This window comes from Pedobacter rhodius, assembly GCF_027213645.1.
GTDB classification, from domain to species: domain Bacteria; phylum Bacteroidota; class Bacteroidia; order Sphingobacteriales; family Sphingobacteriaceae; genus Pedobacter; species Pedobacter rhodius.
This window is the reverse complement of record NZ_JAPWGL010000005.1, coordinates 286,178-309,729: the sequence shown is the minus strand read 5'-3', so window position 1 is coordinate 309,729 and position 23,552 is coordinate 286,178. Positions and strand designations below refer to the sequence as shown.

At 36.9% G+C, this 23,552-nt stretch carries 25 protein-coding genes; 12 read left to right on the top strand and 13 right to left on the bottom strand.

Annotated features, from left to right (window positions below):
• Positions 1 to 3 precede the first annotated feature (3 nt).
• Positions 4 to 1,368: a RagB/SusD family nutrient uptake outer membrane protein gene (locus tag O0931_RS18085; protein WP_269416887.1), complete on the top strand. Its 1,365-nt coding sequence runs from the start codon at positions 4 to 6 to the stop codon at positions 1,366 to 1,368.
• Positions 1,369 to 1,432: 64 nt separating this feature from the next.
• Here the strand turns inward: O0931_RS18085 and acs are convergent, their stop codons facing one another.
• Positions 1,433 to 3,328 carry an acetate--CoA ligase gene (gene acs / locus O0931_RS18080; protein ID WP_269416886.1) on the bottom strand — a complete coding sequence of 632 codons (1,896 nt, stop codon included), beginning with the start codon at positions 3,326 to 3,328 and terminating at the stop codon, positions 1,433 to 1,435.
• Between the two features lie 211 nt (positions 3,329 to 3,539).
• Between acs and rpmB the strand changes: the two genes are divergently transcribed.
• From rpmB to rimO, 6 genes are all read left to right on the top strand, one after another.
• Complete coding sequence (gene rpmB / locus O0931_RS18075; RefSeq protein WP_025145121.1) at positions 3,540 to 3,773, top strand: 50S ribosomal protein L28; 234 nt, start codon at positions 3,540 to 3,542, stop codon at positions 3,771 to 3,773.
• A gap of 44 nt (positions 3,774 to 3,817) precedes the next feature.
• On the top strand, positions 3,818 to 4,000 hold the full coding sequence (gene rpmG / locus O0931_RS18070) for a 50S ribosomal protein L33 (protein WP_010599807.1): 183 nt from the start codon (positions 3,818 to 3,820) through the stop codon (positions 3,998 to 4,000).
• An 83-nt stretch (positions 4,001 to 4,083) separates the two neighbouring features.
• Positions 4,084 to 4,239 carry a DUF4295 domain-containing protein gene (locus tag O0931_RS18065; protein WP_010599808.1) on the top strand — a complete coding sequence of 52 codons (156 nt, stop codon included), beginning with the start codon at positions 4,084 to 4,086 and terminating at the stop codon, positions 4,237 to 4,239.
• An 83-nt stretch (positions 4,240 to 4,322) separates the two neighbouring features.
• The gene (ftsY, locus tag O0931_RS18060) at positions 4,323 to 5,285 is read left to right on the top strand and encodes a signal recognition particle-docking protein FtsY (protein WP_269416885.1); all 963 of its coding nucleotides are present in this window, start codon (positions 4,323 to 4,325) and stop codon (positions 5,283 to 5,285) included.
• A gap of 85 nt (positions 5,286 to 5,370) precedes the next feature.
• Positions 5,371 to 5,742 (top strand): GxxExxY protein, encoded by a 372-nt coding sequence (locus O0931_RS18055; RefSeq protein WP_269416884.1) that lies wholly within the window; start codon positions 5,371 to 5,373, stop codon positions 5,740 to 5,742.
• Positions 5,743 to 5,826: 84 nt separating this feature from the next.
• On the top strand, positions 5,827 to 7,158 hold the full coding sequence (gene rimO, locus O0931_RS18050; protein WP_269416883.1) for a 30S ribosomal protein S12 methylthiotransferase RimO: 1,332 nt from the start codon (positions 5,827 to 5,829) through the stop codon (positions 7,156 to 7,158).
• A 41-nt stretch (positions 7,159 to 7,199) separates the two neighbouring features.
• Here rimO and O0931_RS18045 read toward each other — a convergent pair whose 3' ends face one another.
• The 4 genes from O0931_RS18045 to O0931_RS18030 form a co-directional block, all read right to left on the bottom strand.
• On the bottom strand, positions 7,200 to 7,541 hold the full coding sequence (locus tag O0931_RS18045; RefSeq protein WP_269416882.1) for a hypothetical protein: 342 nt from the start codon (positions 7,539 to 7,541) through the stop codon (positions 7,200 to 7,202).
• Positions 7,542 to 7,656: 115 nt separating this feature from the next.
• The gene (locus O0931_RS18040) at positions 7,657 to 8,655 is read right to left on the bottom strand and encodes an NAD(P)H-dependent glycerol-3-phosphate dehydrogenase (RefSeq protein WP_269416881.1); all 999 of its coding nucleotides are present in this window, start codon (positions 8,653 to 8,655) and stop codon (positions 7,657 to 7,659) included.
• Between the two features lie 74 nt (positions 8,656 to 8,729).
• On the bottom strand, positions 8,730 to 10,073 hold the full coding sequence (locus O0931_RS18035) for an efflux RND transporter periplasmic adaptor subunit (RefSeq protein WP_269416880.1): 1,344 nt from the start codon (positions 10,071 to 10,073) through the stop codon (positions 8,730 to 8,732).
• Between the two features lie 118 nt (positions 10,074 to 10,191).
• Positions 10,192 to 11,550: a TolC family protein gene (locus O0931_RS18030; protein ID WP_269416879.1), complete on the bottom strand. Its 1,359-nt coding sequence runs from the start codon at positions 11,548 to 11,550 to the stop codon at positions 10,192 to 10,194.
• A gap of 70 nt (positions 11,551 to 11,620) precedes the next feature.
• Here O0931_RS18030 and O0931_RS18025 point away from each other — a divergent pair, with 70 nt between their 5' ends.
• Together O0931_RS18025 and O0931_RS18020 are read left to right on the top strand one after the other, a co-directional pair.
• On the top strand, positions 11,621 to 12,313 hold the full coding sequence (locus O0931_RS18025; protein ID WP_269416878.1) for a polysaccharide deacetylase family protein: 693 nt from the start codon (positions 11,621 to 11,623) through the stop codon (positions 12,311 to 12,313).
• Positions 12,314 to 12,545: 232 nt separating this feature from the next.
• The gene (locus O0931_RS18020; protein ID WP_269416877.1) at positions 12,546 to 14,825 is read left to right on the top strand and encodes an aconitate hydratase; all 2,280 of its coding nucleotides are present in this window, start codon (positions 12,546 to 12,548) and stop codon (positions 14,823 to 14,825) included.
• Between the two features lie 106 nt (positions 14,826 to 14,931).
• On the opposite strand, the gene O0931_RS18015 is transcribed toward O0931_RS18020, so the two are convergent.
• From O0931_RS18015 to O0931_RS17990, 6 genes are all read right to left on the bottom strand, one after another.
• A complete protein-coding gene (locus tag O0931_RS18015; RefSeq protein WP_269416876.1) occupies positions 14,932 to 15,363 on the bottom strand; it encodes a putative signal transducing protein in 432 nt (143 codons plus the stop codon).
• 43 nt (positions 15,364 to 15,406) lie between these two features.
• Positions 15,407 to 15,727, bottom strand: coding sequence for a hypothetical protein (locus O0931_RS18010; RefSeq protein ID WP_269416875.1), 321 nt, complete (start codon positions 15,725 to 15,727; stop codon positions 15,407 to 15,409).
• Between the two features lie 224 nt (positions 15,728 to 15,951).
• Positions 15,952 to 16,356, bottom strand: a complete 405-nt coding sequence (locus O0931_RS18005; RefSeq protein WP_269416874.1) for a hypothetical protein — start codon at positions 16,354 to 16,356, stop codon at positions 15,952 to 15,954.
• Positions 16,357 to 16,408: 52 nt separating this feature from the next.
• Positions 16,409 to 16,732 carry a hypothetical protein gene (locus tag O0931_RS18000; protein ID WP_269416873.1) on the bottom strand — a complete coding sequence of 108 codons (324 nt, stop codon included), beginning with the start codon at positions 16,730 to 16,732 and terminating at the stop codon, positions 16,409 to 16,411.
• A 54-nt stretch (positions 16,733 to 16,786) separates the two neighbouring features.
• The gene (locus tag O0931_RS17995; protein WP_269416872.1) at positions 16,787 to 18,124 is read right to left on the bottom strand and encodes a GH1 family beta-glucosidase; all 1,338 of its coding nucleotides are present in this window, start codon (positions 18,122 to 18,124) and stop codon (positions 16,787 to 16,789) included.
• Positions 18,125 to 18,187: 63 nt separating this feature from the next.
• Entirely contained in the window at positions 18,188 to 20,002 is a 1,815-nt protein-coding gene (locus tag O0931_RS17990; RefSeq protein ID WP_269416871.1) for a MutS-related protein, read from the bottom strand.
• A 115-nt stretch (positions 20,003 to 20,117) separates the two neighbouring features.
• Here O0931_RS17990 and rlmH point away from each other — a divergent pair, with 115 nt between their 5' ends.
• Both rlmH and O0931_RS17980 read left to right on the top strand, forming a co-directional pair.
• Entirely contained in the window at positions 20,118 to 20,591 is a 474-nt protein-coding gene (gene rlmH / locus O0931_RS17985; protein ID WP_269416870.1) for a 23S rRNA (pseudouridine(1915)-N(3))-methyltransferase RlmH, read from the top strand.
• A gap of 63 nt (positions 20,592 to 20,654) precedes the next feature.
• Complete coding sequence (locus O0931_RS17980) at positions 20,655 to 20,780, top strand: hypothetical protein (protein WP_269416869.1); 126 nt, start codon at positions 20,655 to 20,657, stop codon at positions 20,778 to 20,780.
• Between the two features lie 65 nt (positions 20,781 to 20,845).
• On the opposite strand, the gene O0931_RS17975 is transcribed toward O0931_RS17980, so the two are convergent.
• Entirely contained in the window at positions 20,846 to 21,397 is a 552-nt protein-coding gene (locus tag O0931_RS17975; protein WP_269416868.1) for a DUF5606 family protein, read from the bottom strand.
• Between the two features lie 66 nt (positions 21,398 to 21,463).
• The gene (locus tag O0931_RS17970; RefSeq protein ID WP_269416867.1) at positions 21,464 to 21,922 is read right to left on the bottom strand and encodes a peptidylprolyl isomerase; all 459 of its coding nucleotides are present in this window, start codon (positions 21,920 to 21,922) and stop codon (positions 21,464 to 21,466) included.
• A gap of 424 nt (positions 21,923 to 22,346) precedes the next feature.
• Here O0931_RS17970 and O0931_RS17965 point away from each other — a divergent pair, with 424 nt between their 5' ends.
• Complete coding sequence (locus O0931_RS17965) at positions 22,347 to 23,528, top strand: asparagine synthetase B (RefSeq protein WP_269416866.1); 1,182 nt, start codon at positions 22,347 to 22,349, stop codon at positions 23,526 to 23,528.
• The last annotated feature ends 24 nt before the right edge of the window (positions 23,529 to 23,552 follow it).

Genomic DNA, 23,552 nt, shown 5'->3' with positions numbered 1-23,552 from the left:
ATTATGAAAAAGACATATATATATAATTTACTTTTTGCGTCGATGCTCTTAGCCGCAGCATCTTCCTGCAAAAAAGCACTGGATATCGCTCCGGTTGATACCATTGAACAAAGTCAGGCATTACTTAAGTCTAAAGATGTTGAGGTAGCCTTAGTTGGTACTTATTCGGCCTTAGGCAGCAGAAATTTTTATGGCGGGCGTCCATTCCTGATGGCTGATTTTTTAGCAAATACAGATGCCATAGAATGGTATGGAACTTACGAGGAACTTACGCAAACCATCAATAAAAAGCTTTTGGTAACCAATACTTTTGTTGATAATGTATGGGCTGCAGGTTATACGACTATTAATGATGCTAATAATGTACTTGCTGCTATTGATAAAGTTGATGCAGCAAAGAAAAACAAAGTAGAAGGCGAAGCAAAATTTATAAGAGGCGCTGCATACTTTGATTTGGTAAAAGTATTCGGAAAGGCATATAATGATGGTAGTCCGACAACTAATTTAGGTGTTCCAATTGTTTTAACGCCAACAACCGCAGTTACAGACGCAAGTTATGTGAGCAGGGCAACTGTAGCGGCAGTATACGCACAGGCAATAGCCGACTTAACAGATGCCGAAGCAAAACTACCGGCAACTAATGGTTTCTTTGCAACCAAATATTCTGCCGCAGGTATGCTCGCCAGGTTGTACTTACAGATGGGAAATTATGCTGATGCCGCCGCGGCCGCTAACAGGGTAATTGCTTCCGGCAACTATGCTTTAACATCTTCATTTATTAATGCTTTTCCAACGATGGGCTCTACACCCGGGGTTAATTCTACGGAAGATGTATTTGCTATCCAGGTTACTACTTTAACAGGTTTTAATGGTTATAATGAATTTTATGGTTCTTCATCTTACGGAGGCAGAGGCGATGCGGTAATTTCGCAGAATTGGATTACAACAACATATGCGGCTAATGATGATAGAATTAATGCATTTTATGATGACGGTGATATGTACACATCAAAATATGCAAACCCTTACGGAAATGTTTCTGTAATAAGATTGGCAGAAATGTATTTAATCAGGGCTGAAGCTAACGTTCGTTTAGCCCCTGCGGCCCCGATTGGTGGCAGAACGCCATTACAGGATTTAGCTGTTGTAAGAAGCAGAGCAGGATTAACAACTACAACTGCAACACTTGCAAATATTTTAGCTGAAAGAAAGTTAGAATTGGCTTTCGAAGGCTTTGCCCTGCATGATGCAAAAAGAACCCAAACAAATATTGGTTCTCTGGCATGGAATTCAAACGCTCTGGTTTTCCCTATTCCTCAAAGAGAACGGGATGCAAACAAAAACCTGGTTCAGAATCCTGGTTATTAAAAAATCCATCTAACAAAAATGCCAGTTTATTCTAACTGGCATTTTTGTTTTGATTAACCGATGGCTAGTATTTCTTAGAAGCTTCAATAATTTCATCAACGACTGCAGGGTCCAGCAATGTTGAGGTGTCACCTAAATTAGTTGTATCGCCTTCTGCAATTTTACGCAGGATGCGTCGCATAATTTTTCCCGAACGGGTTTTGGGCAAACCTGAAACAAATAATATTTTATCAGGCTTGGCAATTGCACCGATTACCCTTGTAACCGTTTGTAAAATATCTTTTTTGGTCAAGTCAGCTTCTCCGTGCATTTCCGGATTAATCACAAAAGCATATATACCCTGCCCTTTTACATCATGAGGATAACCAACAACAGCACTTTCCACTACGCCTGCATGCATATTAATTGCATTTTCAACCTCGGCAGTACCAATTCTATGTCCTGAAACATTTAATACATCATCTACACGACCTGTAATTCTATAATAGCCATCTTCATCACGCAGACAACCATCGCCGGTAAAATATAAATTCTCGTACGTAGAAAAATAAGTTTGCTTGCAGCGCTCATGGTCTCCATAAGTTGTACGCAACATACCCGGCCATGGAAATTTAATACATAAATTGCCACTTACTCCGTTACCTTCGATTTCGTTACCATTTTCGTCAACCAATATCGGCTGAATACCTGGCAACGGCAAAGTCGCAAAACTTGGTTTTGTTTTGGTGACCGTTGCGATTGGTGAGATCATAATTCCACCGGTTTCGGTTTGCCACCAGGTATCAACAATCGGGGCCTTACCATGTCCAATCTTTTCATCGAACCAATGCCATGCTTCTTCATTGATAGGCTCCCCTACCGAGCCTAAAACACGTATGGAGCTCAAATCTTTTCCATTGAGGGGTTCTTCACCAAAGCTCATTAGTGAACGGATAGCCGTTGGTGCCGTATATAATGTATTTATTTTATGTTTTTCTACGATATCCCAAAAACGCGAAGGACTCGGATAAGTTGGAATGCCTTCAAATAAAACTGAAGTTGCCCCTTGAGAAAGCGGACCATAAACAATATAAGAATGACCGGTAATCCAACCAATATCAGCTGTACAGAAATAAACTTCTCCCGGTTGATAGTTAAACACATTGGCAAAAGTATAGCCCGCGTAAACCATATAACCACCGCAAGTGTGTACAACACCTTTAGGTTTTCCGGTAGAACCCGACGTATACAGGATAAATAACATATCTTCCGCATCCATTTCTTCGGCGTCACAGATATCATTAACATGTTTAACTTCATCTTCCCACCATACATCCCTGCCTTTCAACATCGATACCGGGGTACGAACATGTGTAAGCACGATACATTTTTCCACTGTTGCACAGCCGATTAAAGCATCATCAATTACATCTTTTAAAGGAATTTGTTTGTTACCCCGATAAGCGCCATCTGCGGTGATAACCAGTTTACATTGCGAATCATTAATCCTATCGGCTATAGATTTAGCAGAAAAACCACCAAATATAACAGAATGTACCGCACCGATTCTGGCACATGCTAAAACAGCTATAGCCAGTTCAGGTACCATGGGCATGTAAATGCAAATGCGATCGCCTTTCTTAGCCCCATTTCTTTTTAAAACATTAGCGAAACGGCAAACGCGTTCGTGCAACATTTTATAAGTTAGGGTAACACTTTCTTCGTCAGGGTTATTTGGCTCCCAGATGATAGCAGGTTTATCTCCGTTAGTAGCCAGATGGCGGTCTAAACAATTTTCAGTTATATTTAATTTAGCGCCTTCAAACCATTTAATTTCAGGGTCTTTGAAATTCCAGGACAAAACTTTAAACCAGGGTTTACGCCACTGGAAGTTTTGCGCAACTTCACCCCAGAATTGCTCCGGATTTTCTACACTTTTTTTATAGTTTTCTTCGTATTGTTCAAAAGATGTAATTTGCATCGCTCGTTTTATATATCATTAGTACCGGCTAATTTAAATAAATATTGACAACCTGAAATGGTCAAATCGTATCAAAATGAATAACCCGAAACAATTTTAAAAATATATGAAAATATTTAGCTGGCCTCTTGCCGTTTACAATTATTATTCAGATATTTGCACACTCTTAAAAAAATTAAGCGGACGATATTAATAACTATATTTACAAGTCATGTCAAGAGTTTGTGATTTAACAGGAAAAAAAGCAATGGTAGGTAACAACGTTTCTCACTCAAACGTTAAAACCAAACGCAAATTTTACCCAAACCTACAACTTCAGAAATTTTATATTCCTGAAGAAAACCGTTGGATTACGTTGAAAGTGTCTACTTCGGCGATTAAAACCATCAATAAAGTGGGTATCAGCGAAGCAATTAACCGTTTCGTAAAAAAAGGATTTTTGTAAAAAACATTAACTGTTGAGATTAACAGTTTACAATTTATATTAAAATGGCAAAAAAAGGTAACAGAGTTCAGGTTATTTTAGAATGTACTGAACATAAAGAAAGTGGCATGCCAGGTATGTCTAGATATATTTCTACCAAAAACCGTAAAAACACAACAGAAAGATTAGAATTGAAAAAATTTAATCCAGTGTTGAGAAAAGTAACCGTTCACAAAGAAATTAAATAAGGTTGAAGGTAAAAGGTTTAAAGCTGAGGGTTATCATCTCTCATTAAATCTTTCTATCATTAAATCATTTAAATTATAATATCATGGCAAAGAAAGTAGTTGCAACCCTTAAAACAGGTACAGGTAAAGAATATTCGAAAGTTATTACAATGGTTAAATCACCAAAAACAGGTGCTTATTCATTTAAAGAACTTATCGTACACAACGACCACGTAAAAGATGCTATTGCATCTAAATAGGTTAGTATTTTTTAATATTAAAAGATATTAAAGGCCGTTCCGTTTTAACCGGAAGGGCTTTTTTTGTTATGTAAAATTTAGATATGGGTTTATTCGATTTTTTCAAGAAGAAAGAAAGTGCACCTGAAGCGCAGGAAGCATTGGATAAAGGTTTAGAGAAAACCAAAGATGGTTTCTTTAATAAAATTACCAAAGCTGTAGCAGGAAAATCTTCTGTAGATGATGAAGTGCTTGATAATCTGGAAGAGGTTTTAGTAACTTCTGACGTTGGTGTAAGCACAACGCTCAAAATAATTAAACGCATTGAAGAACGTGTTGCCCGGGATAAATACCTGAACACTTCAGAATTAAATTCCATTCTTCGGGATGAAATACAACTGTTATTATCAGAAAATAACAGCAATGACTTTCGTCAGTTTGAATATGGTAACCACAAGCCTTATGTAATCATGGTTGTTGGTGTAAATGGTGTTGGCAAAACAACAACAATTGGTAAGCTGGCTCACAAACTTAAAGAAGCAAACCTTAAAGTTGTTTTAGGCGCTGCCGATACCTTCAGAGCTGCTGCTGTAGATCAGCTAAAACTTTGGGGTGAGCGTGTAGGTGTTAGGGTTGTAGCACAGGCTATGGGCTCAGATCCTGCTTCTGTAGCGTTCGATACTTTGCAATCTGCAGTTGCTAATGGTGAAGATGTTGTAATTATTGATACCGCTGGTCGTTTACACAATAAAATCGGACTGATGAATGAACTTGGCAAAATTAAACAGGTAATGCAAAAGGTAGTTCCGAATGCACCTCACGAAATTTTATTGGTGCTGGATGCTTCAACCGGACAAAATGCTTTTGAGCAATGCAAACAGTTTACCGAAGCAACGGATGTAAATGCACTGGCAATTACTAAGCTTGATGGCACAGCTAAAGGCGGGGTTGTAATCGGAATTTCAGATCAGTTTAAAATACCTGTAAAATACATTGGTGTAGGTGAAAAAATAGGCGATTTACAACTTTTCGATAAGAAGGAGTTTGTGAATAGTTTGTTTAAATAGATTTCATTGAAAACTTAATTATCATACACTTCGCGGGTGATTCCACAGATTACCGGATTACACAGATTTTAATTAAATTTATTATGTGGAACCTGAAAAAGATAAATTAACACAAATCATAATAGGGTGTTGTTATGATGTTCATAATCAATTAGGCCCTGGATTTTTAGAGAAAATTTATGTTAACGCTTTAAAAATTAAACTTCAGCAAGCAGGATTAACTTATGTTGCCGAAAAGGAATTTAATGTACGTTTCGAAAATTTAATTGTTGGGAAATTCAGATGCGATCTTTTAGTTGAAGATAAGATAATTGTTGAATTAAAGTCGGTAACGGGATATCAACCTAAGTTATTTCAAAGTCAACTTATTTCTTATTTAAAGGCAAGCAAAATTAAAACAGGATTATTGATTAACTTTGGCAATTCCAGTTGTGAAGTAAAAAGATTATCTGTCTAGAAAAACGAGTAGTCGTATTATCATTTAATCACCAATATTGTGAATCGGTGAAATCATTAATAATCGGTGAAATCACACATTAATATGAATACCAAAACCATAAAAAAAAGTTTAACAATTAAACAACCTAAAATCAATGTGATTACTTTAGGCTGTTCAAAAAATATTTACGATTCAGAAGTTTTAATGGGTCAGCTTCGTGGCAATAATCTAAATGTTGTGCATGAATCTGATAAAATGGGTAAGGATGACATCGTCGTAATTAACACTTGCGGTTTTATTGATAATGCTAAACAGGAGTCTATTGATACCATATTACAATTCAGCGAATTAAAAGAAGCAGGTAAAATCGGAAAAGTTGTGGTTACCGGTTGTTTATCTGAGCGCTATAAACCCGAGTTAGAATCAGAAATTACAAATGTTGATGCTTTTTTCGGCACCAATGATTTGCAAAATATATTGCACGAATTAGGTACAAATTATAAGCACGAACTTATTGGCGAACGTTTATTAACTACACCATCTCATTTTGCTTATTTTAAAATTGCCGAAGGTTGTAACCGCCCGTGTTCCTTTTGTGCGATTCCGCTGATGCGTGGAAAGCACCTGAGCAAACCGATGGAAGAACTGGTTAATGAAGCAAAAATACTAGCTAAAAACGGTACAAAAGAACTCATTCTTATTGCGCAGGATTTAACTTATTATGGCCTTGATTTGTACGGCGTTCGTAAACTCGACGAATTAATGCGACGCCTTTCCGACGTTCCCGGTATAGAATGGATTCGTTTACAATATGCTTATCCTTCAGGTTTCCCGATGGAAATTCTGGATGCAATGAATGAGCGTGATAATATTTGCAAGTACCTGGATATGCCATTACAGCATATTACCGATAACATGTTAAAGTCAATGCGTCGTGGAACAACCAAGCAGAAGACGATTGACTTGGTGAATCAGATCAGAGATAAAGTGCCCAATATTGCCATGCGTACCACTTTAATTTGTGGTTATCCTGGAGAAACAGAATACGATTTTGAAGAAATGGCCGCGTGGGTTGCAGAAACCAAATTCGACCGTTTAGGCTGTTTTACCTATTCTCATGAAGAAAAAACACATGCGCATACTTTAATTGACGATATTCCTGATGAAGTAAAACAACAACGCGTTGATGACATTATGGAAATACAACAAGGCATTTCTTTCGATATTAACCAGGAAAAAGTTGGTAAAACATTTAAAGTTTTAGTAGATAAAAAAGAAGGCGATTTCTTTGTTGGAAGAACAGAATTTGATTCGCCGGAAGTTGATAATGAAGTTTTAATTGATGCTGCAACTGGTTATGCAGCAAATGGAAGCTTTGTTCATGTCAAAATTGACAGAGCAGAAGATTTCGATTTGTATGGAACGATAGTTTAATTAGAAACCTCGCAGGCTTTGAAACCCGCGAGGTTGAATTTTTAATTCTTTTTTTCTACTCTGGTTTTAATTTCACTTGGTTTTAACCAAATTTTTGCACCTTTTGAATTAACGTAATATTTTTCGTTTTTAGAGTTGATGTAAACATCTGAACCATCAGGAGCCATTTTACCTTTCCAGGTTTTATCGACTACTTTTGAACCACCTTTTACCGCAACTTCAGCCGTTTTATTACCAACAGATTTAGCGCCTTTACCAATGGCTTTACCTGTTTGGTCTAATGCTTTACCAACTTCAGTTTTCTTTTCTTGTGCGTTTACGCTTAGGGTTAAACCGCCAAATAATGCGAATGTTAATAATCCTATTGCAAATTTCTTTTTCATGACAGTATATTTTTATTTTAGCATATAACAGTAAACAATGAATTTTGTTTTAGCCAGAAGTCTTATCTTTTTAATGACTTAAAACGCAAAGATTTTTAAAGGTGAACTCCGAAAATTAATTTAGCTTTTCGGCGAGTAATTTCATTTCAATGTGAGGCGAACGGCCTTCATATAAAATATTGTAAACCGCTTTACAAATAGGCATTTCTACAACATGGGCCTGATTTTTAAGCTGCATGCATTTAGCTGCATAATAGCCTTCGGCGATCATATTCATTTCCAGCTGAGCCGATTTTACCGTATAGCCCTTCCCCACCATATTGCCAAATGTTCTGTTTCTGCTAAATTGAGAATAGGCGGTAACCAAAAGATCGCCCAGGTAAGCAGATTCTTTTATATCACGATTTATTGGATGAACGGCATCTACAAAACGTTTAATTTCACGTATGGCATTACTGATTAAAACAGCCTGAAAATTATCTCCGTAACCAATTCCATGGCAGATGCCACTTGCTACAGCATAAATATTTTTTAAAACCGCTGCGTACTCCGTTCCGAAAATATCGTCAGAAACATTAGTTTTTATATATCTGGTATTCAGAAAAGAAGCAAAGGCAGAAGCCTTTTCCAAATCTGTACAGGCAATTGTTAAATAGGAAAGTTTCTCGAAAGCGACTTCTTCAGCATGGCATGGACCACTTACAACGAGAATATCATGATATGGAATTCCATAAACTTCATGAAGAAATTCACCAATGATTAGGTTATCTTCAGGAACAATTCCTTTAATAGCTGAGACAATCTTTTTGCCCTTTAAATCTTCAGCTGTGATATTTGCCAAACTATCTTTTAAAAAAGCTGCAGGAACATTTAGAACAACATAATCGGCTGCTTTTATAATACAATTGATATCACTTGAAATATTATCTGGTGATATTTTTATTTCAACAGAACTGATGTAATGCGGATTGTGTTTAAATTTTTTGATGTGCTCAATTGCTTCAGTATTGCGCATCCACCAGTAAATTTCTTTTTCAGTCAGATTATCTGATAGCATTTTTACAATGGCAGTAGCCCAGCTTCCGCCTCCAATCATTGCTATTTTTGGTACCATGTTTATAAAATAAAAATCCCGGCCTAATGTTTTAAGCCGGGACAATTTAATTATTATATATGGTTATATAGGTCTTACTTCTTAGCGTCTTTGCTAAATAATTGGTCTTTAGATGTTTTTTCTACAATCATACCGTCTTTCAGCTTATTTTGAATGGCAGAATACGGGCCCGTTACAATTTCCTGACCGGCTTTAACACCAGATTTTACAATGATGAACTGGTCGTTTTGAATTCCGGTAGTAACTTCCGTTTGCTTAACCTTTTTGCTTGCAGCATCATAAACATAAACGAATTGTTTAACGGTTTTATCCGCTAGTTTAGATTTTTGCTTATCACTATTTTCCTGATTATTTGCTGTTGCACCCGCATCAGCAGATTTATTTTTATTATCCGTAAACACTGCCTGAATTGGAACCGATAATCCTTTTAAGGATTCGCTTTCGATATCTACCGTTGCAGACATACCCGGGCGGAAAATAGATTGTTGTTTGCCAGCCAGTTGTTCAGTAATCCTGATTTTTACAGAAAAGTTTGTTACCTGGTCTACAGAAGTAGACGTTGTTGTACCAACGGCAGTTGATGAACTTGCAATTTCTGTAACCTCTCCTCTGAATTTTTTATCAGAAAATGCATCAACCTCAATTGAAGCCTTATCACCAACTTTAACACGTGTAATATCATTCTCATTCACATCAACATTCACTTCCATGGATGATAAGTTAGAAATACGCATAATCTCCGTACCAGCCATTTGTGATGTTCCTAAAATACGATCGCCCAATTCGATAGAAAGTTTTGAAACAACGCCATCAACAGGTGCATAAATTGTGGTTTTTGCGAGGTTCGCACCAGCTTCTTTCACATTTGCACCGGTTTGCTGTAAAGTAAATTTAGCACCGGTTACGTTTTCTTTAGCACTTGCAAGATTTGCTTTGGCCGTTAAATAGGCTGCTTTCGCCGCATCAAATTCTGAAGCCGAAATTACTTTTTTATTAAACAGTTCAACATTACGCTTATAAGTGGCTTCTGAATTAACAAAATTTGCCTGGTTTTGAATTAGTTGTTGCTGAGCTGCAGCAACGCTCGCTTTTTGAGCATTAAATGTTGCAACTGTTCTTTCATAACCAGATTGCAATACATCCGGTCTTACCTTACAAAGTAATTGTCCGGCTTTAACAATATCGCCTTCTTTTACTTTAAGTTCGACCACTTCACCCGATACTTCAGAACTTAATTTCACTTCTGTTTCAGGTTGTATTTTACCACTTGCAGTTACTGTTTCAACAACAGTTCTGTCTGATGCTTTCTCTGTGGTTACTTTCTCGGTTTTGTCGCCGCCGATAATGCCGGCAAGTTTCAATCCGATAAGCACAACAAGGATGACACCTATGGTAATTAAAATGTGTTTCAGTTTCATAATTGTTTAATGTATTGTACGATTGGTTAATTGTTTTTCTTCGGGTGATTTCGCTAATTTCCTTCGGGGTGTTGACACGGATTCGAGGATTTCACTGATATATATGTTATTTTACGCTTTAAAAAGTAATTTGTTTACCAAGATAATAGTCGATAACTTTTGCCCTGAACAAGAAGTCATATTTAGCTTGAATAAAATCAATCTCTGCTTTATTTCTGTTTGTTTGTGCGGTACTGTAATCCAATGAATTAACCAGGCCAACATTATAGCGTTGCTCCACCACATAGAAAGCATCCTTTTGCGCATTAAATGCATTTTGAGTTGAGCCATAACGGCTTTGCGCAGCTTTTAAATCAGTTGTTGCCTGAAAAATGACTTTGTTTAAATTGTTTTTGGCAAGCTGCGCAGATGTTAAGGTATTTTGATAAGTAATTTTTGCCCTGCGAACAGTCGAACGTGCAGTAAAACCGTTGAAAATTGGAATCTGTAAACTCATGCCAATACTTTGCCCTAAACGTTGATTAATTTGATCTGCAAATGACGATTGAGGAAATGCCCCGGCGTAATTGAATTGATATGAATATGAAGTATTAATCCCGGCACCTAAACTTAACGACGGCGCATAAGCACCTTTTGCAACGGCTATAGCTTGTTTAGCAGCCAGCGCGCGTAGGTTAGCTAATTTTATATCCGGAAAAATATTTAAAGCATTATTGTAAATTTCATCGGCACTTGCGTCAGAAGGAACTGCTTTAACATTATCAATTAATGGTGCCTGAACAACAAATTTTTGATTTGGCTGCATCTCCATTAACTGACCTAGAGTCAGGTAAGATATTGATAATGCATTCTGCGCATTTGTTAAGTTCAGCTCTGCCGTGGCAACCTGCGATTTTGCCTGAGAAACATCTGCAAGTGTTTTATTACCTGCATCAAGCAAAGCATTTTCCCGAACTAAAGTTTTATTGGCAATATCTAACTGCTCTTTAGAAGCCCGTTCTAAATCGGTATTATATAAAACCTGAAGATAAGCAGTAACAACGTTCAAAATCAAATCGTTTTTAATTTTATCTACGTTTGTTTGATCTGCCTGTAACAATAATTTGTTCTGTTTGATCTGGTTAATTTTAGAAAAACCCTGAAACAAATCGACATTGGTACTTAAATTACCGCTTGTATACAAAGATGTTTGGTTCGTAACCTGGAAAGTGGTTTGATCCAAACCACGTCCGAAAGTTAAATTTGGATTTACGCTGGCATTTAAGTTTGGATATAAAGCATACTTAGACTGCGTTAAATTCTCGTCGGTTATCGCAGCACTAAACTGAGCCTGTTTAATGGTAAGGTTATTTTTTAAAGTATTATCAACCGCCTGTTGTATGGTTATTACTTCCTGTGCTTTAAGCGTTTGGCTAAAAGACAGGGCAACTAATAGTGTAGAACCGGTAAAAAACTTTGTTTGGGTGAATAGCTTCATAATTTATTTCAAATCTATATAAACAACTTTAATAATTTCAATCTGTCCGTGCATTTACTAACTTTGATTTATGTACCTGGTTAAATCGCCGCTTCTGCTAAAATGGTATTATTCCTCATTAGTATGGAATAAATCCCGCAACGGAAAAGTTATTTATTTAACCTTTGACGATGGACCTATACCCAATGTTACAGATTTTGTATTAAAAACCTTAAAAGCCTTTAATGCAAAAGCAACTTTCTTTTGTATCGGCGATAATATCACTAAATATCCCGATGTTTTTGAACGTGTCAAAAACGACGGTCATGCCATCGGAAACCATACTTTTAATCACCTTAAAGGATGGATAACCGATGATGAAACTTACCTTCAAAACACACTGAAATGCCAGGGACTCACACAAACCAACCTTTTTCGCCCGCCTTACGGAAGGATAAAAAAATCTCAAATTTCAAAACTGGTTGCCGGTTACCGGTTATGGGCTGAAAGTTTGAACGCCCGACCTCTTGACACACAACAATTAACAAGCAACCCGCCCTTACAAATTGTAATGTGGGATGTTTTGAGTGGTGATTTTGACATAAATCTTTCACCTGAAAAATGTTATCACAATGTGATTAAACATACCCAAAATGGCTCCATTATCGTTTTTCATGACAGTTTGAAAGCTTTTGATCGTTTGGAATACGCATTACCAAGGGTTTTAAAATATTTTTCAGAGCGAGGCTATCAGTTTTCATCGCTCAATGGTCAGCCAAAGTAATGCCAACAGGAAAACACTAGATAAACAGCTCATTAATAACAATTTAAATATATACATCATTAGATAGTGTTCAAAAACGAACAGAAAAGTTCGGAAGCGGACACTGGATTTCACAACTTATTTAGAACAATCCTAAATAATACAATGATCTTCGTATGACTGTAAGCGGTGTATTTTTTTTGTAAATTCGCAGCTATTAGAATAGAAGTATTACCTTTTAACCAAAAAATCGATGGCTTTTGATATAGACATGATTAAAAAGGTTTATGCAAACTTCGGTAGCCGCGTTGATGCAGCTCGTAAAGTGGTTGGCAGACCTTTAACATTATCTGAAAAAATATTATATACACACCTTTGGGACGGCGATCCAAAAAAAGCATTTTCACGCGGAACAGATTACGTAGATTTCGCACCGGATCGCGTTGCGATGCAGGATGCAACTGCTCAAATGGCGCTTCTGCAATTTATGCAGGCTGGCCGCCCTCAGGTTGCAGTTCCTTCAACAGTGCACTGCGATCACTTGATCACTGCTAAAGAAGGTGCTGCAATAGATTTGCCTCATGCAAGAACAGAAAGCGCGGAAGTTTTTGATTTCTTATCATCTGTATCAAATAAATATGGCATCGGTTTCTGGAAACCAGGAGCAGGTATTATCCACCAGGTTGTTTTAGAAAACTATGCTTTCCCTGGCGGAATGATGATTGGAACCGACTCACACACGGTTAACGCAGGTGGTTTGGGTATGGTCGCTATTGGTGTTGGTGGTGCTGATGCCTGTGATGTTATGGCTGGTTTACCGTGGGAGCTTAAATTTCCAAAATTAATCGGCGTAAAATTAACGGGTAAATTAAATGGCTGGACGGCTGCAAAAGATGTTATTTTAAAAGTTGCGGGTATTTTAACCGTAAAAGGTGGTACAGGTGCTATTGTAGAATATTTTGGTGATGGCGCTGTTAATTTAAGCTGTACCGGTAAAGGAACAATCTGTAACATGGGTGCTGAAATAGGCGCAACCACTTCTACTTTCGGGTATGATGAAAGTATGGAACGTTATTTACGTGCGACTGGCAGAAATGAAGTTGCGGATGAAGCAAACAAAATTGCAGCCTATTTAACCGGCGATCCTGAAGTTTATGCTGACCCTGAAAACTATTTCGATCAGGTTATCGAAATCGATTTAGATACTTTAGAGCCGTATTTAAACGGTCCGTTTACACCAGATTTAGCCACGCCGGTTTCTCAAATGAAAACTGAAGCAGAAAAAAATGGCTGGCCTTTAAAAGTTGAATGGGGCTTAATTGGTTCTTGTACGAATTCATCATACGAAGATTTATCCAGGGCGGCTTCTATCGCTAACCAGGCAATTTCTAAAGGATTAAAAACTAAAGCAGATTTTGGTATTAACCCAGGTTCTGAACAAGTACGTTATACCGCAAACCGGGATGGTTATTTAAAAACTTTCGAAGATTTAAATGCAACCATCTTTACCAATGCCTGCGGGCCATGTATTGGTATGTGGGACAGAACTGGTGCAGAGAAAGCAGAAAAAAATACAATCGTTCACTCGTTTAACAGAAACTTTGCGAAACGTGCGGATGGTAACCCCAATACTTTTGCCTTCGTAGCATCGCCTGAAATGGTTGCTGCAATTGCGATTGCCGGCGACCTGGGCTTTAATCCATTAGTCGATACGTTAACAAACGATAAAGGCGAACAGGTTAAATTAGATCCACCTACGGGTGATGAATTGCCTACTAAAGGTTTCGCTGTAGAAGATGCCGGTTTCCAGGCACCTGCTGCTGATGGTTCATCGGTTCAGGTACTGGTTTCTCCAACTTCACACCGCTTACAATTATTAGATCCATTTACCCCTTGGGAAGGCACTGACTTAAAAGGATTAAAACTTTTAATTAAAGCGAAAGGTAAATGTACAACGGATCATATTTCCATGGCTGGTCCGTGGTTAAAATTCCGTGGTCACTTAGATAACATTTCCAACAATATGCTAATCGGCGCAGTAAATTACTTCAACGATAAAACAGATTGCGTAAAAAATGAATTAACAGGCGAATACGGTCCTGTGCCGGCAACACAACGCGATTATAAAGCTGCAGGCATTGGCTCAATCGTTGTTGGTGATGAAAACTATGGTGAAGGCTCATCCCGTGAACATGCAGCTATGGAGCCTCGTCATTTGGGCGTTCGTGCGGTATTGGTAAAATCGTTTGCCCGTATTCACGAAACGAACCTGAAAAAACAGGGTATGCTAGGTTTAACGTTTGCGAACAAAGATGATTATGATAAAATTCTGGAAGACGATACAATCGATATCTTAGGCTTAACAGAATTTGCGCCCAATAAACCATTAACCTTAGTATTACACCATGCAGATGGTACTGAGGAGCAATTCCCCGTTAACCACAGTTACAATGCACAACAAATTGAATGGTTCGTTGCCGGTGGAGCATTAAATATCATCAGAAGAGAAGCGGCTGCAAAAGCGGCGCTGTAAGAATAAAGATAAAAGAACAAAGACTATAGTTTATCTTTTTTCCTTGTTCTTTGTTCCTTAATCCAGGTAAAAAAATCCCGTTTTGAAGAAATTCAGAACGGGATTTTTATTGAAATTCATGACCACATTGATAACAGTGATGGCATTTGTTTCCCTTGAAAGGGTAAAAAACACCAACGATGACGGACAGCGCGACAACCCACCAGCTGAATTTTTTCTGAGTTGCCATGCCATACCCTACATTTGAGGAACCACATTTTTCACAAAGTACCTGTTCACCATTTTCTGAACGCTGTGTATCAGTGTCTTCAACATTAAGGCTGTTATCTTCAGCCAGAAACTTTGTTATTTCTTCCTGATCGCGCTCAAAAACAATAAGCTTTATGCCGCCAATTGCCTGGTTGTATAATGGATAAATTGTTGCTGTATTTTCATCAGCCAGAAAGCATGAAAAACCACCATCTTCAAGTCTGGTTTTAATTATCTGTGCCTCAATCGGATTATAAAAAGTGCTGAAGACAATTGTTCTATCATTCATTGAGCAAACATAATCTTATAAAGGTATTTACTCAAATGATTTTTCAATTATGCACAATTTCATAAACCCGTTGCATATAAGTTGCCTCTTCCATTTTCTCGAAAAATTCTCTCCATTCGTATCTGGTAAACACCAAACTTATATCAGGAAATGGCGTAGACAGAATGACAACTTCCTTACCATCCGGCCTGTTTTCCAAATAATTATCAAATTCAAGCCTTTTGGTTGCCTGATAAAACGCGTCAAACTGTTCGAATGAAAAATTCATTAAAACGCCTGCACGCCAGATATTTAAAACACGACAGTTACCGCATTGTGCTATTGTTATATTTTCATTTTGAGCGAGAACCAAAGTTTTACACATAAATCTTATTAACCTGAAATAGCGCCTGATTTACCCGCATACATTAATGCAGGTAAACAGGACTTATTTAATCAACAAAAACTAACCAAAAGATGATGTTGAATACTACAAAACCACAGGTCAAATATATAACTATTTATATTAAGTCTAAATAAAAATTAAATTTTTATTTAAACAAAGTATGCTATTTATAATGATTTGCTTTTAAATAAATGTGCCTGTTTTTAATAAATTAATTTGGGTTTTCCATTAATACATTCAATTGATTTGGGCGCCATGATAATGGTACAATCTGAAATTAATTGCCACTTAATGTTAAAAGCCTTTTGCATCTGATTGTACCGTTCTACTTCCTGCAGAAACAAACTTGTATTAATTTTAGCAGAATATACAATGAAGTTTGTTGCGCCGTTACAGGATTTTGAACCAATTGGAACAATACGCCAATCTGCAGGATTATCACAACTTATCTGATCAGCCATTGCCTGAATATCATTTAATAAAGCTTTTAATTCTTTTTCTTCAGCATCTTTAGTAGCAGGAAATATTACTATATTTTCTTTACAGCCAATGAAAGCTAAGAAAATAAATGAATTGATGAATATGATTATAAGAAGCTTGGTTTTCATTAATTAGGACTTCTTTAAATAGTAAACGATTGCCTTGGTTAGACACTAAAAATTATAAAGACTTAATTCCTGAAACCTGAATAATTCCATCATCTTTTATTGGGATTTTGTAACAACTAATTGTTCTAAAACCACCATTACATTCATTATTAAGATAGTAAAGTACTAATACTTTTTCATCATTTTTAAAGGATTCTGCTATTGAAAAGTTACAAACACGATAAATCTGACCGGTTTCAGTTTTTAAGTACGTTGCTACACAATCCTGTATAACAGTTGCTTTTGCTTCGATAAGTCTAGGTGATTTATTTTGTTTTTTGCAGCTTAAAATAATTAGAAATGCGCAAGTGGTTATTAATATAATTACTTTCTTCATACAACTATATTGTTTATAAAAATAAACGGCGCAAAACATCAAAACGCTACAGGTTTAAGATTTCAAAAACTCCTGCCACCAGTAACCAGAATCTTTGATTGTTCTTTTTTGAGTTGTAAAATCATTGTAAACGAGGCCGAATCTGGCGGTAAAACCTTCCGCCCATTCAAAGTTATCTATTAAAGTCCAGGCCATATAGCCGCTGATTGGCATGCCTTCATTTTTTGCTTTGAGCAAGGCAGCCAGATATAGTTTGAAATATTCTATACGTTCAACATCATTAACATGTCCATCAATAAATTTATCATGATAGGCAGCGCCATTCTCAGTTATGATGATATTTTTAATACTTGGGTAAGATGAGAACTGTTTTATGATGTTATAAAAGCCATCGGCGTTAATTTCCCAACCCATTGCTGTATACGGTTTCTTCCTGCTTTTGGCCTTCACTTCCCAAGCCTGAATCACAGGAATAAAGGCGTTATATTTTACCGTGAGCGGGAAATAATTTTGTAAACCAATAAAATCGAAGTCGAACTTATAGCGTTCTGTATGCCGCCATGTGCCGTATTCAATTTGAAATTTTTCAAGCACATCCCAGTTTTCTGTAGGGAAACCTAAACCTAATGCAGGCGCTATAAATAGCCGGTTCATTAAGCAATCTACTCTTTTAGAAACTAAAACATCATTGTCATTTTGTGTATAAGGAAGAATTTCTGAACAGGAAAAAGTTGTTCCGATATTTGAATTACTAACCTCTGCACGTAAAATTTTTCCGCCTTCAGCTTGTGCCAGCGCCGTATGGTGAACTGCTGAAAAGAAATTACCTAAACCCGTTTTACCAGGTGCATGTAAACCCAGCATATAGCCCAATGATGTAAACCCAAAAGGCTCATTTATAACCAGCCAGTTTTTAACTTTATCTCCATATTCTCTTGCACAAATACTTACGAAACCATTGAAGGCTGTATTAATACTGAAACTCGTCCAGCCGCCCTCATCTTCTAAGGCTTGCGGCAAATCCCAATGGTATAAAGTGATATATGGTATAATGTCTTGTTCAAGGCATTCGTCGATAACATTGTGGTAAAAACGAATGCCTTCGGGATTAACCGCCCCTTTTCCTAAAGGCAGAATCCTCGACCAGGCAATGGAAAATCTGAATATCTTAAAACCAAGTATTTTCACGAGTGCAATATCTTCCCTAAACCGATGGTAAAAATCGCAGGCAACATTTGGTTTGTGCCCCTTTTTTATCTTGCCGCTCTTGGCAGAAAAAACATCCCAGATGGATGGTCCTTTACCATAATAATCGGCTGTACCTTCTATTTGAGCTGCAGCAGTTGCAACACCCCATAAAAAGTCTTTCCCAAAATCAGAGGCTTTTATCATTTACTTGGATTAACTGGCTAAATATGAGAAGTTAATATTAACAAACGGTTAAGTTTCAGTTTGCTAATCGAGCGCTAATCCTATTTCTTTTAATAAAATTGCTGCGTTAAAAGTTGTGCATGGCCCTGCTTTAAGTTTGTAATCAAACATCATTTCTCCATTTTTAATTGCAATGTCAAAATGAAAATTGCGCAGTGTTTGTGGGTGCTCCTGTTCCATATCGGCCAATTGTAAATCGTGGGTGGCAAACAATGCAGGCTTCTTTAATTCCAGTAATTTTTCAATAAAAACCTTCGAGCCCAAATATTTATCCCGGCTATTGGTTCCCCGCAGCATTTCATCGATAAGGATAAATGTGTTCTCGTTTTGAGTTACGTTTGTTAAAATCATTTTTAAGCGATTTAATTCTGCCTTGAACGTAGATGTATTTTCATTTAAAGAATCTTTGATGCGCATATAAGTGTTTAGCGCAAAAACAGATAGTTTCATCTCTTGTGCGCAAACCGGCGCGCCGGAATAAGCTAAAACCATATTTATCCCGACGGTGCGGAGAAAGGTGCTTTTACCGGCCATATTTGAACCTGTAACAATATCTACAGTTGCTTTGTTTTCTAAATTAAAATCATTTACGATACGAGCTTGTTCACGAATTAAAGGATGTCCTACAGCAGTTGCCGATAGGGCAAAAGAATTTTCAATTTGAGGAAAGACCCACTCTGGCTCATTGTAACTAAGTGTTGAATGTGAAATTATTTCTTCAAAATGACCGAGGTTATTTAACGAAGAAATTACGTCTTTCGACGCGCTTTGCAGCCATTTTTCTAATTGAATACAGCACCTAAAATCCCATAAAAGCAATGCATTCAACAGGCTTCCAATCATTAAATTTAATCGTGAATCGAAATTTTGTATAATCTTCGAAAGACTTTTAATCTCTTTACTTACAGCTGAATCACCCTGAACCAGATTTAAAAAATAAGTGCTCTTCCATTGCTGTGTTTCCGTCCATTGAATGGCTTCCGAATACGCTTTTAATAAATTGGAACTACCGCTAAAACTGTAAAACACCAAATCTATCTTTTTGCTGAATATTGAATTCCAGCCGATATGAGCGAAAAAGAAAAAGACAAAAAACTTCCAGAAAATCCCACCAAAGAATAGTCCGCCAACGAATAGAAAGATGGTTATAAACGGAACCAGGGCAACATAAAATCTAAAGAAGGAATCCTTGGTAAAGGAAAGTTGATTTGCCAGCTTAGTTGACAATTGACTTTTTATAAGCTCTATCTTTTCCGCCTCATGGCCTAAAAGATTAGCCCGAAATTCATATGTTTTGCCGGTAAAGGTTACCATTTCTTTTATTGCCTCCTGACGAACAATAATTTCATCAATAGTTTTTAACTCAGCAAAACCAGATGCCAAAACCTCATTTCCGGTTTTCGTACTACAACGATTTGTTAGGGCAAATAGAGATGAATTTCCAAAAATATCCAGGTCGGAAGTGTAAGGATGTGACTCAGATTCGAACCTTTGTCCGCTATCATATCCATTTTCCAAACCATTTAAAACGTTCAGTTCGTTTTGATAAACCCATAAGAGCTTTTTTTCAAAACTTAACTTTTTATCAAGCTTACTTTGCTTACGAACGATGGCCACAAACCCTAAAACAGGAATTACCATTAAAATCTGGATCAAAGTTCTCCAGTTATTATCACCAGAGTTTAAGAGCAATACAAACAACAAAACCTCAATCAAGAATAAACCAATGCGAACCAGTGAAAGTTTATCAATAAGTGTTTTCGTTGTGTTTAGCTGCGTCGTGGCTCCATCCACTTTCTGAATATATTCGGTTTTTATTTGTTCCCTTGTCTTAACCATTAGGTTTCATCAATTATATATTTTGTAAAGGTATTAAAGCGTACGATAAATTATTTTTGTTGGTACATTTTTATATAAGTTTGTGTCGACAAAAAGATTATACCGGTAAAGATAAATGAAGATTACCCTTATCGCCATTGGCAAAACAGAAGATAAGTATTTAATTGAGGGCATTGATAAGTACATCAACCGCCTAAAACACTACATTAACTTTAGTTTTATGGCAATCCCTGATGTCAAGAACGTAAAAAATTTATCCGAAGCCCAGCAGAAAGCAAAAGAGGCTGAACTTTTGCACAAACAAATTAATAATGGCGATGTTGTTATTTTACTGGATGAGAAGGGAAAAAAATACAGTTCAATCGCTTTTTCAGCGTATCTTAATAAACAAATGGTGGGCAGTGTTCAGCACTTAATATTTATTATCGGTGGACCTTACGGTTTTGACGACAGTATATACAAACGAGCAAATGGTTTGATATCTTTATCGGATATGACGTTTTCTCATCAAATGATACGTTTGTTTTTTGTTGAACAATTGTACAGGGGATTCAGTATTTTAAAGGGAGAACCATACCATCATGCCTGATAACAATAATGTTAAATAAATTATGGAAATAACAATCCTTTTTCATCGTTAAATAAAAAGATTATGATTTTAGATAAATATAAAAGACAATATAAATTTAAAAGCAGACAGGGCGGTGCTGATAAGTACCTTTGGGTAAGCATCATCGGCGCATTGGTTATCTGCGCAATTATATATTATTTCTTTTAAGCCGAAATTTTAAACATAAAAAAACACCGATTTTTTGTCGGTGTTTCTCAGAAATATTTAAAAGCTTAAACGCCTTTTTTACTTGTCATACTTGCTTTTTTAGCAGGAGCAGAAGTTTTTGTTGTTGCTTTAGCGCTTGCTGATGCCTTCGAACCTGTCGCTTTTTGCTTTTTATCGGCAGCGGCTTTTTCTTCAGACAATTTCACCTCGGCAGGTGTACCTTGTGTATCAGGCGTATCTTCAGTAAACAGCGGTAAATCTTTAATGATGTTATACCAGCCGATAATTTTCTTCATATCAGAAGCATACACCTTATCTTCATCGTGTCCTGGTGCTACTTCGTTAAAATAAGCACGTAAAGTCGCTGTATCTGCTTTTGTATCAGGTGTTGTCCCTTTTGCAGAGATTTTTGAAAAAACATCCACTAACTTAATCTCTTCATCCTCGCCATAAACGGTAATGTCTTCCAGCGATGCAAGCTTTGTATTTGTGATATTGGCCACAACTTTAAGTTTTTGCGCATCAAGACCTTCTAAAATGTAACCTACTTTATTTTGTCCAACAAGTTTAAATAAACCTGGCCTGCCGGAAACGGCAACTATTCCTCTTAAATTCATATTTATTTGCTTAGCGCATTGAGCATAGGGCATAGCGATAAGCTCTATGCACCGGGCACGCTGCTATTAATCTTCAATTATTTCTATTCCTAAAATTTTATCGCCCTGGCGAATATCATCAACAAGATCAACATTCTCAACCGCTTTACCAAATACCGTATGGTTACGATCTAAATGTGCCGTATTGTTTCTGCTATGGCAAATGAAGAATTGGGAACCACCAGTATTACGTCCGGCGTGTGCCATCGATAATACACCACGATCGTGGTATTGATTTTCGCCATCTAATTCACAATCGATTTTATAACCCGGACCGCCTGTACCTGGCATGCCTGTGGCGCCTTCTTTAGAATTCGGGCAACCTGTTTGAACCATGAAATCAGGAATCACACGGTGGAAAGTTACACCATCATAAAACCCTTCGTTAGCTAATTTTTTGAAATTTGCAACTGCCTTAGGAGCATCTTGTTCAAAAAACTCAACAGTCATATTACCTTTTTCGGTTTTTATTATTGCTTTACTCATATCAATTAATTTTTTATAAAATAGGCTTAAAAGTTTTGCGCTTTTAAGTGAACCGCAAAAATAACAAAATTAGCTAACTTATTCGTATTATTACTATAATATGCCTTTGGTGGACACGGACGCCCCGATTATGAAATTAGTATTTCTTTTCCATTCATGTAAAACAATTGAAATCTGTAAATCCATGGCAAAACTGAAATGGCCACAGATTCACGGATGATGAATTAATATTTTTATCCACCCATATAAATTAGCCAAAATCTGTGAATCTGCGGCAAAAAATAATATGATTAATTTTTGCAAACAGACTAAATCAGGTATTTTAGTGTTTTATGTAAATATGGCGATTCAAAAGAAGTTTTACTTTTTGATTTTTTGTTTATTTTTAAGCGTTTGTGCTAAAGCGTCATCCATTTTAATTTTTATGGATGAAGACCAGAAAAATCACTTAAAGGCTTACGGTATTGCCTATTGGACAATAAGTAAGCAACTTGAAGTAGATTGGTTGCTAAATTATCGTGGCGGAAGCTTTTTAATCAAATACAACAAAACCGTTGAAGATGAGTTAAAAATCAGAGGTGTTTCCTATGAAGTTTTAGCGGATGGAAAAGTTGTTAGTTTACTAAATGAAATAAGTGATCCTTCAGTAAATATGGAAATGGTTAAGCTGGAAAAAACGCCAAAAATCGCTGTTTATTCGCCAAAAAGCAAACTTCCATGGGATGATGCAGTAACACTTGTTTTAACTTATGCCGAAATTCCTTACGATGTGATTTACGACGATGATATTCTGCAGGATAAATTGACCAAATACGATTGGCTTCATTTACACCACGAAGACTTTACCGGACAGTATGGGCGATTTTATGCGGCATTTCGTTATGCCAACTGGTACCAGGAAGATGTTAAAAACCAGGAGGCTTTAGCTAAGAAAATGGGCTATAAAAAAGTATCGGAGATGAAACTTGCAGTTGCAAAACACATTAAAGAATATTGTGCCGGAGGCGGCTTTTTATTCGCTATGTGTTCAGGAACCGATAGTTTTGATATTGCGCTCGCGGCAGAAGGTGTAGATATATGTGCCGAAATGTTTGATGGCGATGCAGCAGATCTTAATGCACAATCCAAACTGAATTACAACAAAACATTGGCCTTCCAGAATTTTAAACTGGACAATAATCCAATGAATTATGAATTTTCGGATATCGATGTAACGAACGGGAGAGCATTAAACCAAACAAATGATTACTTTACGCTATTCGATTTTTCTGCAAAATGGGATTTGGTACCAACCATGCTTACGCAAAACCATGATAAGGTAATTAAAGGTTTTATGGGTCAAACAACTGCATTTAAAAAGAGTTTAGTAAAAACAAGTGTTACCGTGTTGGGTGAAAATAAAGGTGCCGCAGAGGTGAGGTATTTACATGGGGAAATTGGCAAGGGCCAGTTTACCTTTTATGGCGGCCACGACCCTGAAGACTACCAACACGCGGTTGGCGATCCGCCAACGGACTTAAGTCTCCATCCAAACTCGCCGGGCTACAGGCTTATCTTAAATAATGTTTTGTTTCCTGCTGCAAAAAAGAAACCCCAGAAAACATAATTTCATACTTTATGAGGTTAGGTT

What these genes read in the sequence shown, in the direction of transcription:
- ftsY (WP_269416885.1), top strand. Translation starts at nt 4,323, where the DNA reads ATGGGTTTATTCGATTTTTTCAAGAAGAAAGAAAGTGCACCTGAAGCG.
- O0931_RS18025 (WP_269416878.1), top strand. Translation starts at nt 11,621, where the DNA reads ATGTACCTGGTTAAATCGCCGCTTCTGCTAAAATGGTATTATTCCTCA.
- rlmH (WP_269416870.1), top strand. Translation starts at nt 20,118, where the DNA reads ATGAAGATTACCCTTATCGCCATTGGCAAAACAGAAGATAAGTATTTA.
- O0931_RS17970 (WP_269416867.1), bottom strand. Translation starts at nt 21,922, where the DNA reads ATGAGTAAAGCAATAATAAAAACCGAAAAAGGTAATATGACTGTTGAG.
- rpmB (WP_025145121.1), top strand. Translation starts at nt 3,540, where the DNA reads ATGTCAAGAGTTTGTGATTTAACAGGAAAAAAAGCAATGGTAGGTAAC.
- O0931_RS18035 (WP_269416880.1), bottom strand. Translation starts at nt 10,073, where the DNA reads ATGAAACTGAAACACATTTTAATTACCATAGGTGTCATCCTTGTTGTG.
- O0931_RS18030 (WP_269416879.1), bottom strand. Translation starts at nt 11,550, where the DNA reads ATGAAGCTATTCACCCAAACAAAGTTTTTTACCGGTTCTACACTATTA.
- O0931_RS18015 (WP_269416876.1), bottom strand. Translation starts at nt 15,363, where the DNA reads ATGAATGATAGAACAATTGTCTTCAGCACTTTTTATAATCCGATTGAG.
- O0931_RS18040 (WP_269416881.1), bottom strand. Translation starts at nt 8,655, where the DNA reads ATGGTACCAAAAATAGCAATGATTGGAGGCGGAAGCTGGGCTACTGCC.
- rpmG (WP_010599807.1), top strand. Translation starts at nt 3,818, where the DNA reads ATGGCAAAAAAAGGTAACAGAGTTCAGGTTATTTTAGAATGTACTGAA.
- O0931_RS17990 (WP_269416871.1), bottom strand. Translation starts at nt 20,002, where the DNA reads ATGGTTAAGACAAGGGAACAAATAAAAACCGAATATATTCAGAAAGTG.
- O0931_RS17965 (WP_269416866.1), top strand. Translation starts at nt 22,347, where the DNA reads ATGGATGAAGACCAGAAAAATCACTTAAAGGCTTACGGTATTGCCTAT.
- O0931_RS18045 (WP_269416882.1), bottom strand. Translation starts at nt 7,541, where the DNA reads ATGAAAAAGAAATTTGCAATAGGATTATTAACATTCGCATTATTTGGC.
- O0931_RS18005 (WP_269416874.1), bottom strand. Translation starts at nt 16,356, where the DNA reads ATGAAAACCAAGCTTCTTATAATCATATTCATCAATTCATTTATTTTC.
- O0931_RS18000 (WP_269416873.1), bottom strand. Translation starts at nt 16,732, where the DNA reads ATGAAGAAAGTAATTATATTAATAACCACTTGCGCATTTCTAATTATT.
- O0931_RS18085 (WP_269416887.1), top strand. Translation starts at nt 4, where the DNA reads ATGAAAAAGACATATATATATAATTTACTTTTTGCGTCGATGCTCTTA.
- acs (WP_269416886.1), bottom strand. Translation starts at nt 3,328, where the DNA reads ATGCAAATTACATCTTTTGAACAATACGAAGAAAACTATAAAAAAAGT.
- O0931_RS18065 (WP_010599808.1), top strand. Translation starts at nt 4,084, where the DNA reads ATGGCAAAGAAAGTAGTTGCAACCCTTAAAACAGGTACAGGTAAAGAA.
- rimO (WP_269416883.1), top strand. Translation starts at nt 5,827, where the DNA reads ATGAATACCAAAACCATAAAAAAAAGTTTAACAATTAAACAACCTAAA.
- O0931_RS17980 (WP_269416869.1), top strand. Translation starts at nt 20,655, where the DNA reads ATGATTTTAGATAAATATAAAAGACAATATAAATTTAAAAGCAGACAG.
- O0931_RS18020 (WP_269416877.1), top strand. Translation starts at nt 12,546, where the DNA reads ATGGCTTTTGATATAGACATGATTAAAAAGGTTTATGCAAACTTCGGT.
- O0931_RS18010 (WP_269416875.1), bottom strand. Translation starts at nt 15,727, where the DNA reads ATGTGTAAAACTTTGGTTCTCGCTCAAAATGAAAATATAACAATAGCA.
- O0931_RS17995 (WP_269416872.1), bottom strand. Translation starts at nt 18,124, where the DNA reads ATGATAAAAGCCTCTGATTTTGGGAAAGACTTTTTATGGGGTGTTGCA.
- O0931_RS17975 (WP_269416868.1), bottom strand. Translation starts at nt 21,397, where the DNA reads ATGAATTTAAGAGGAATAGTTGCCGTTTCCGGCAGGCCAGGTTTATTT.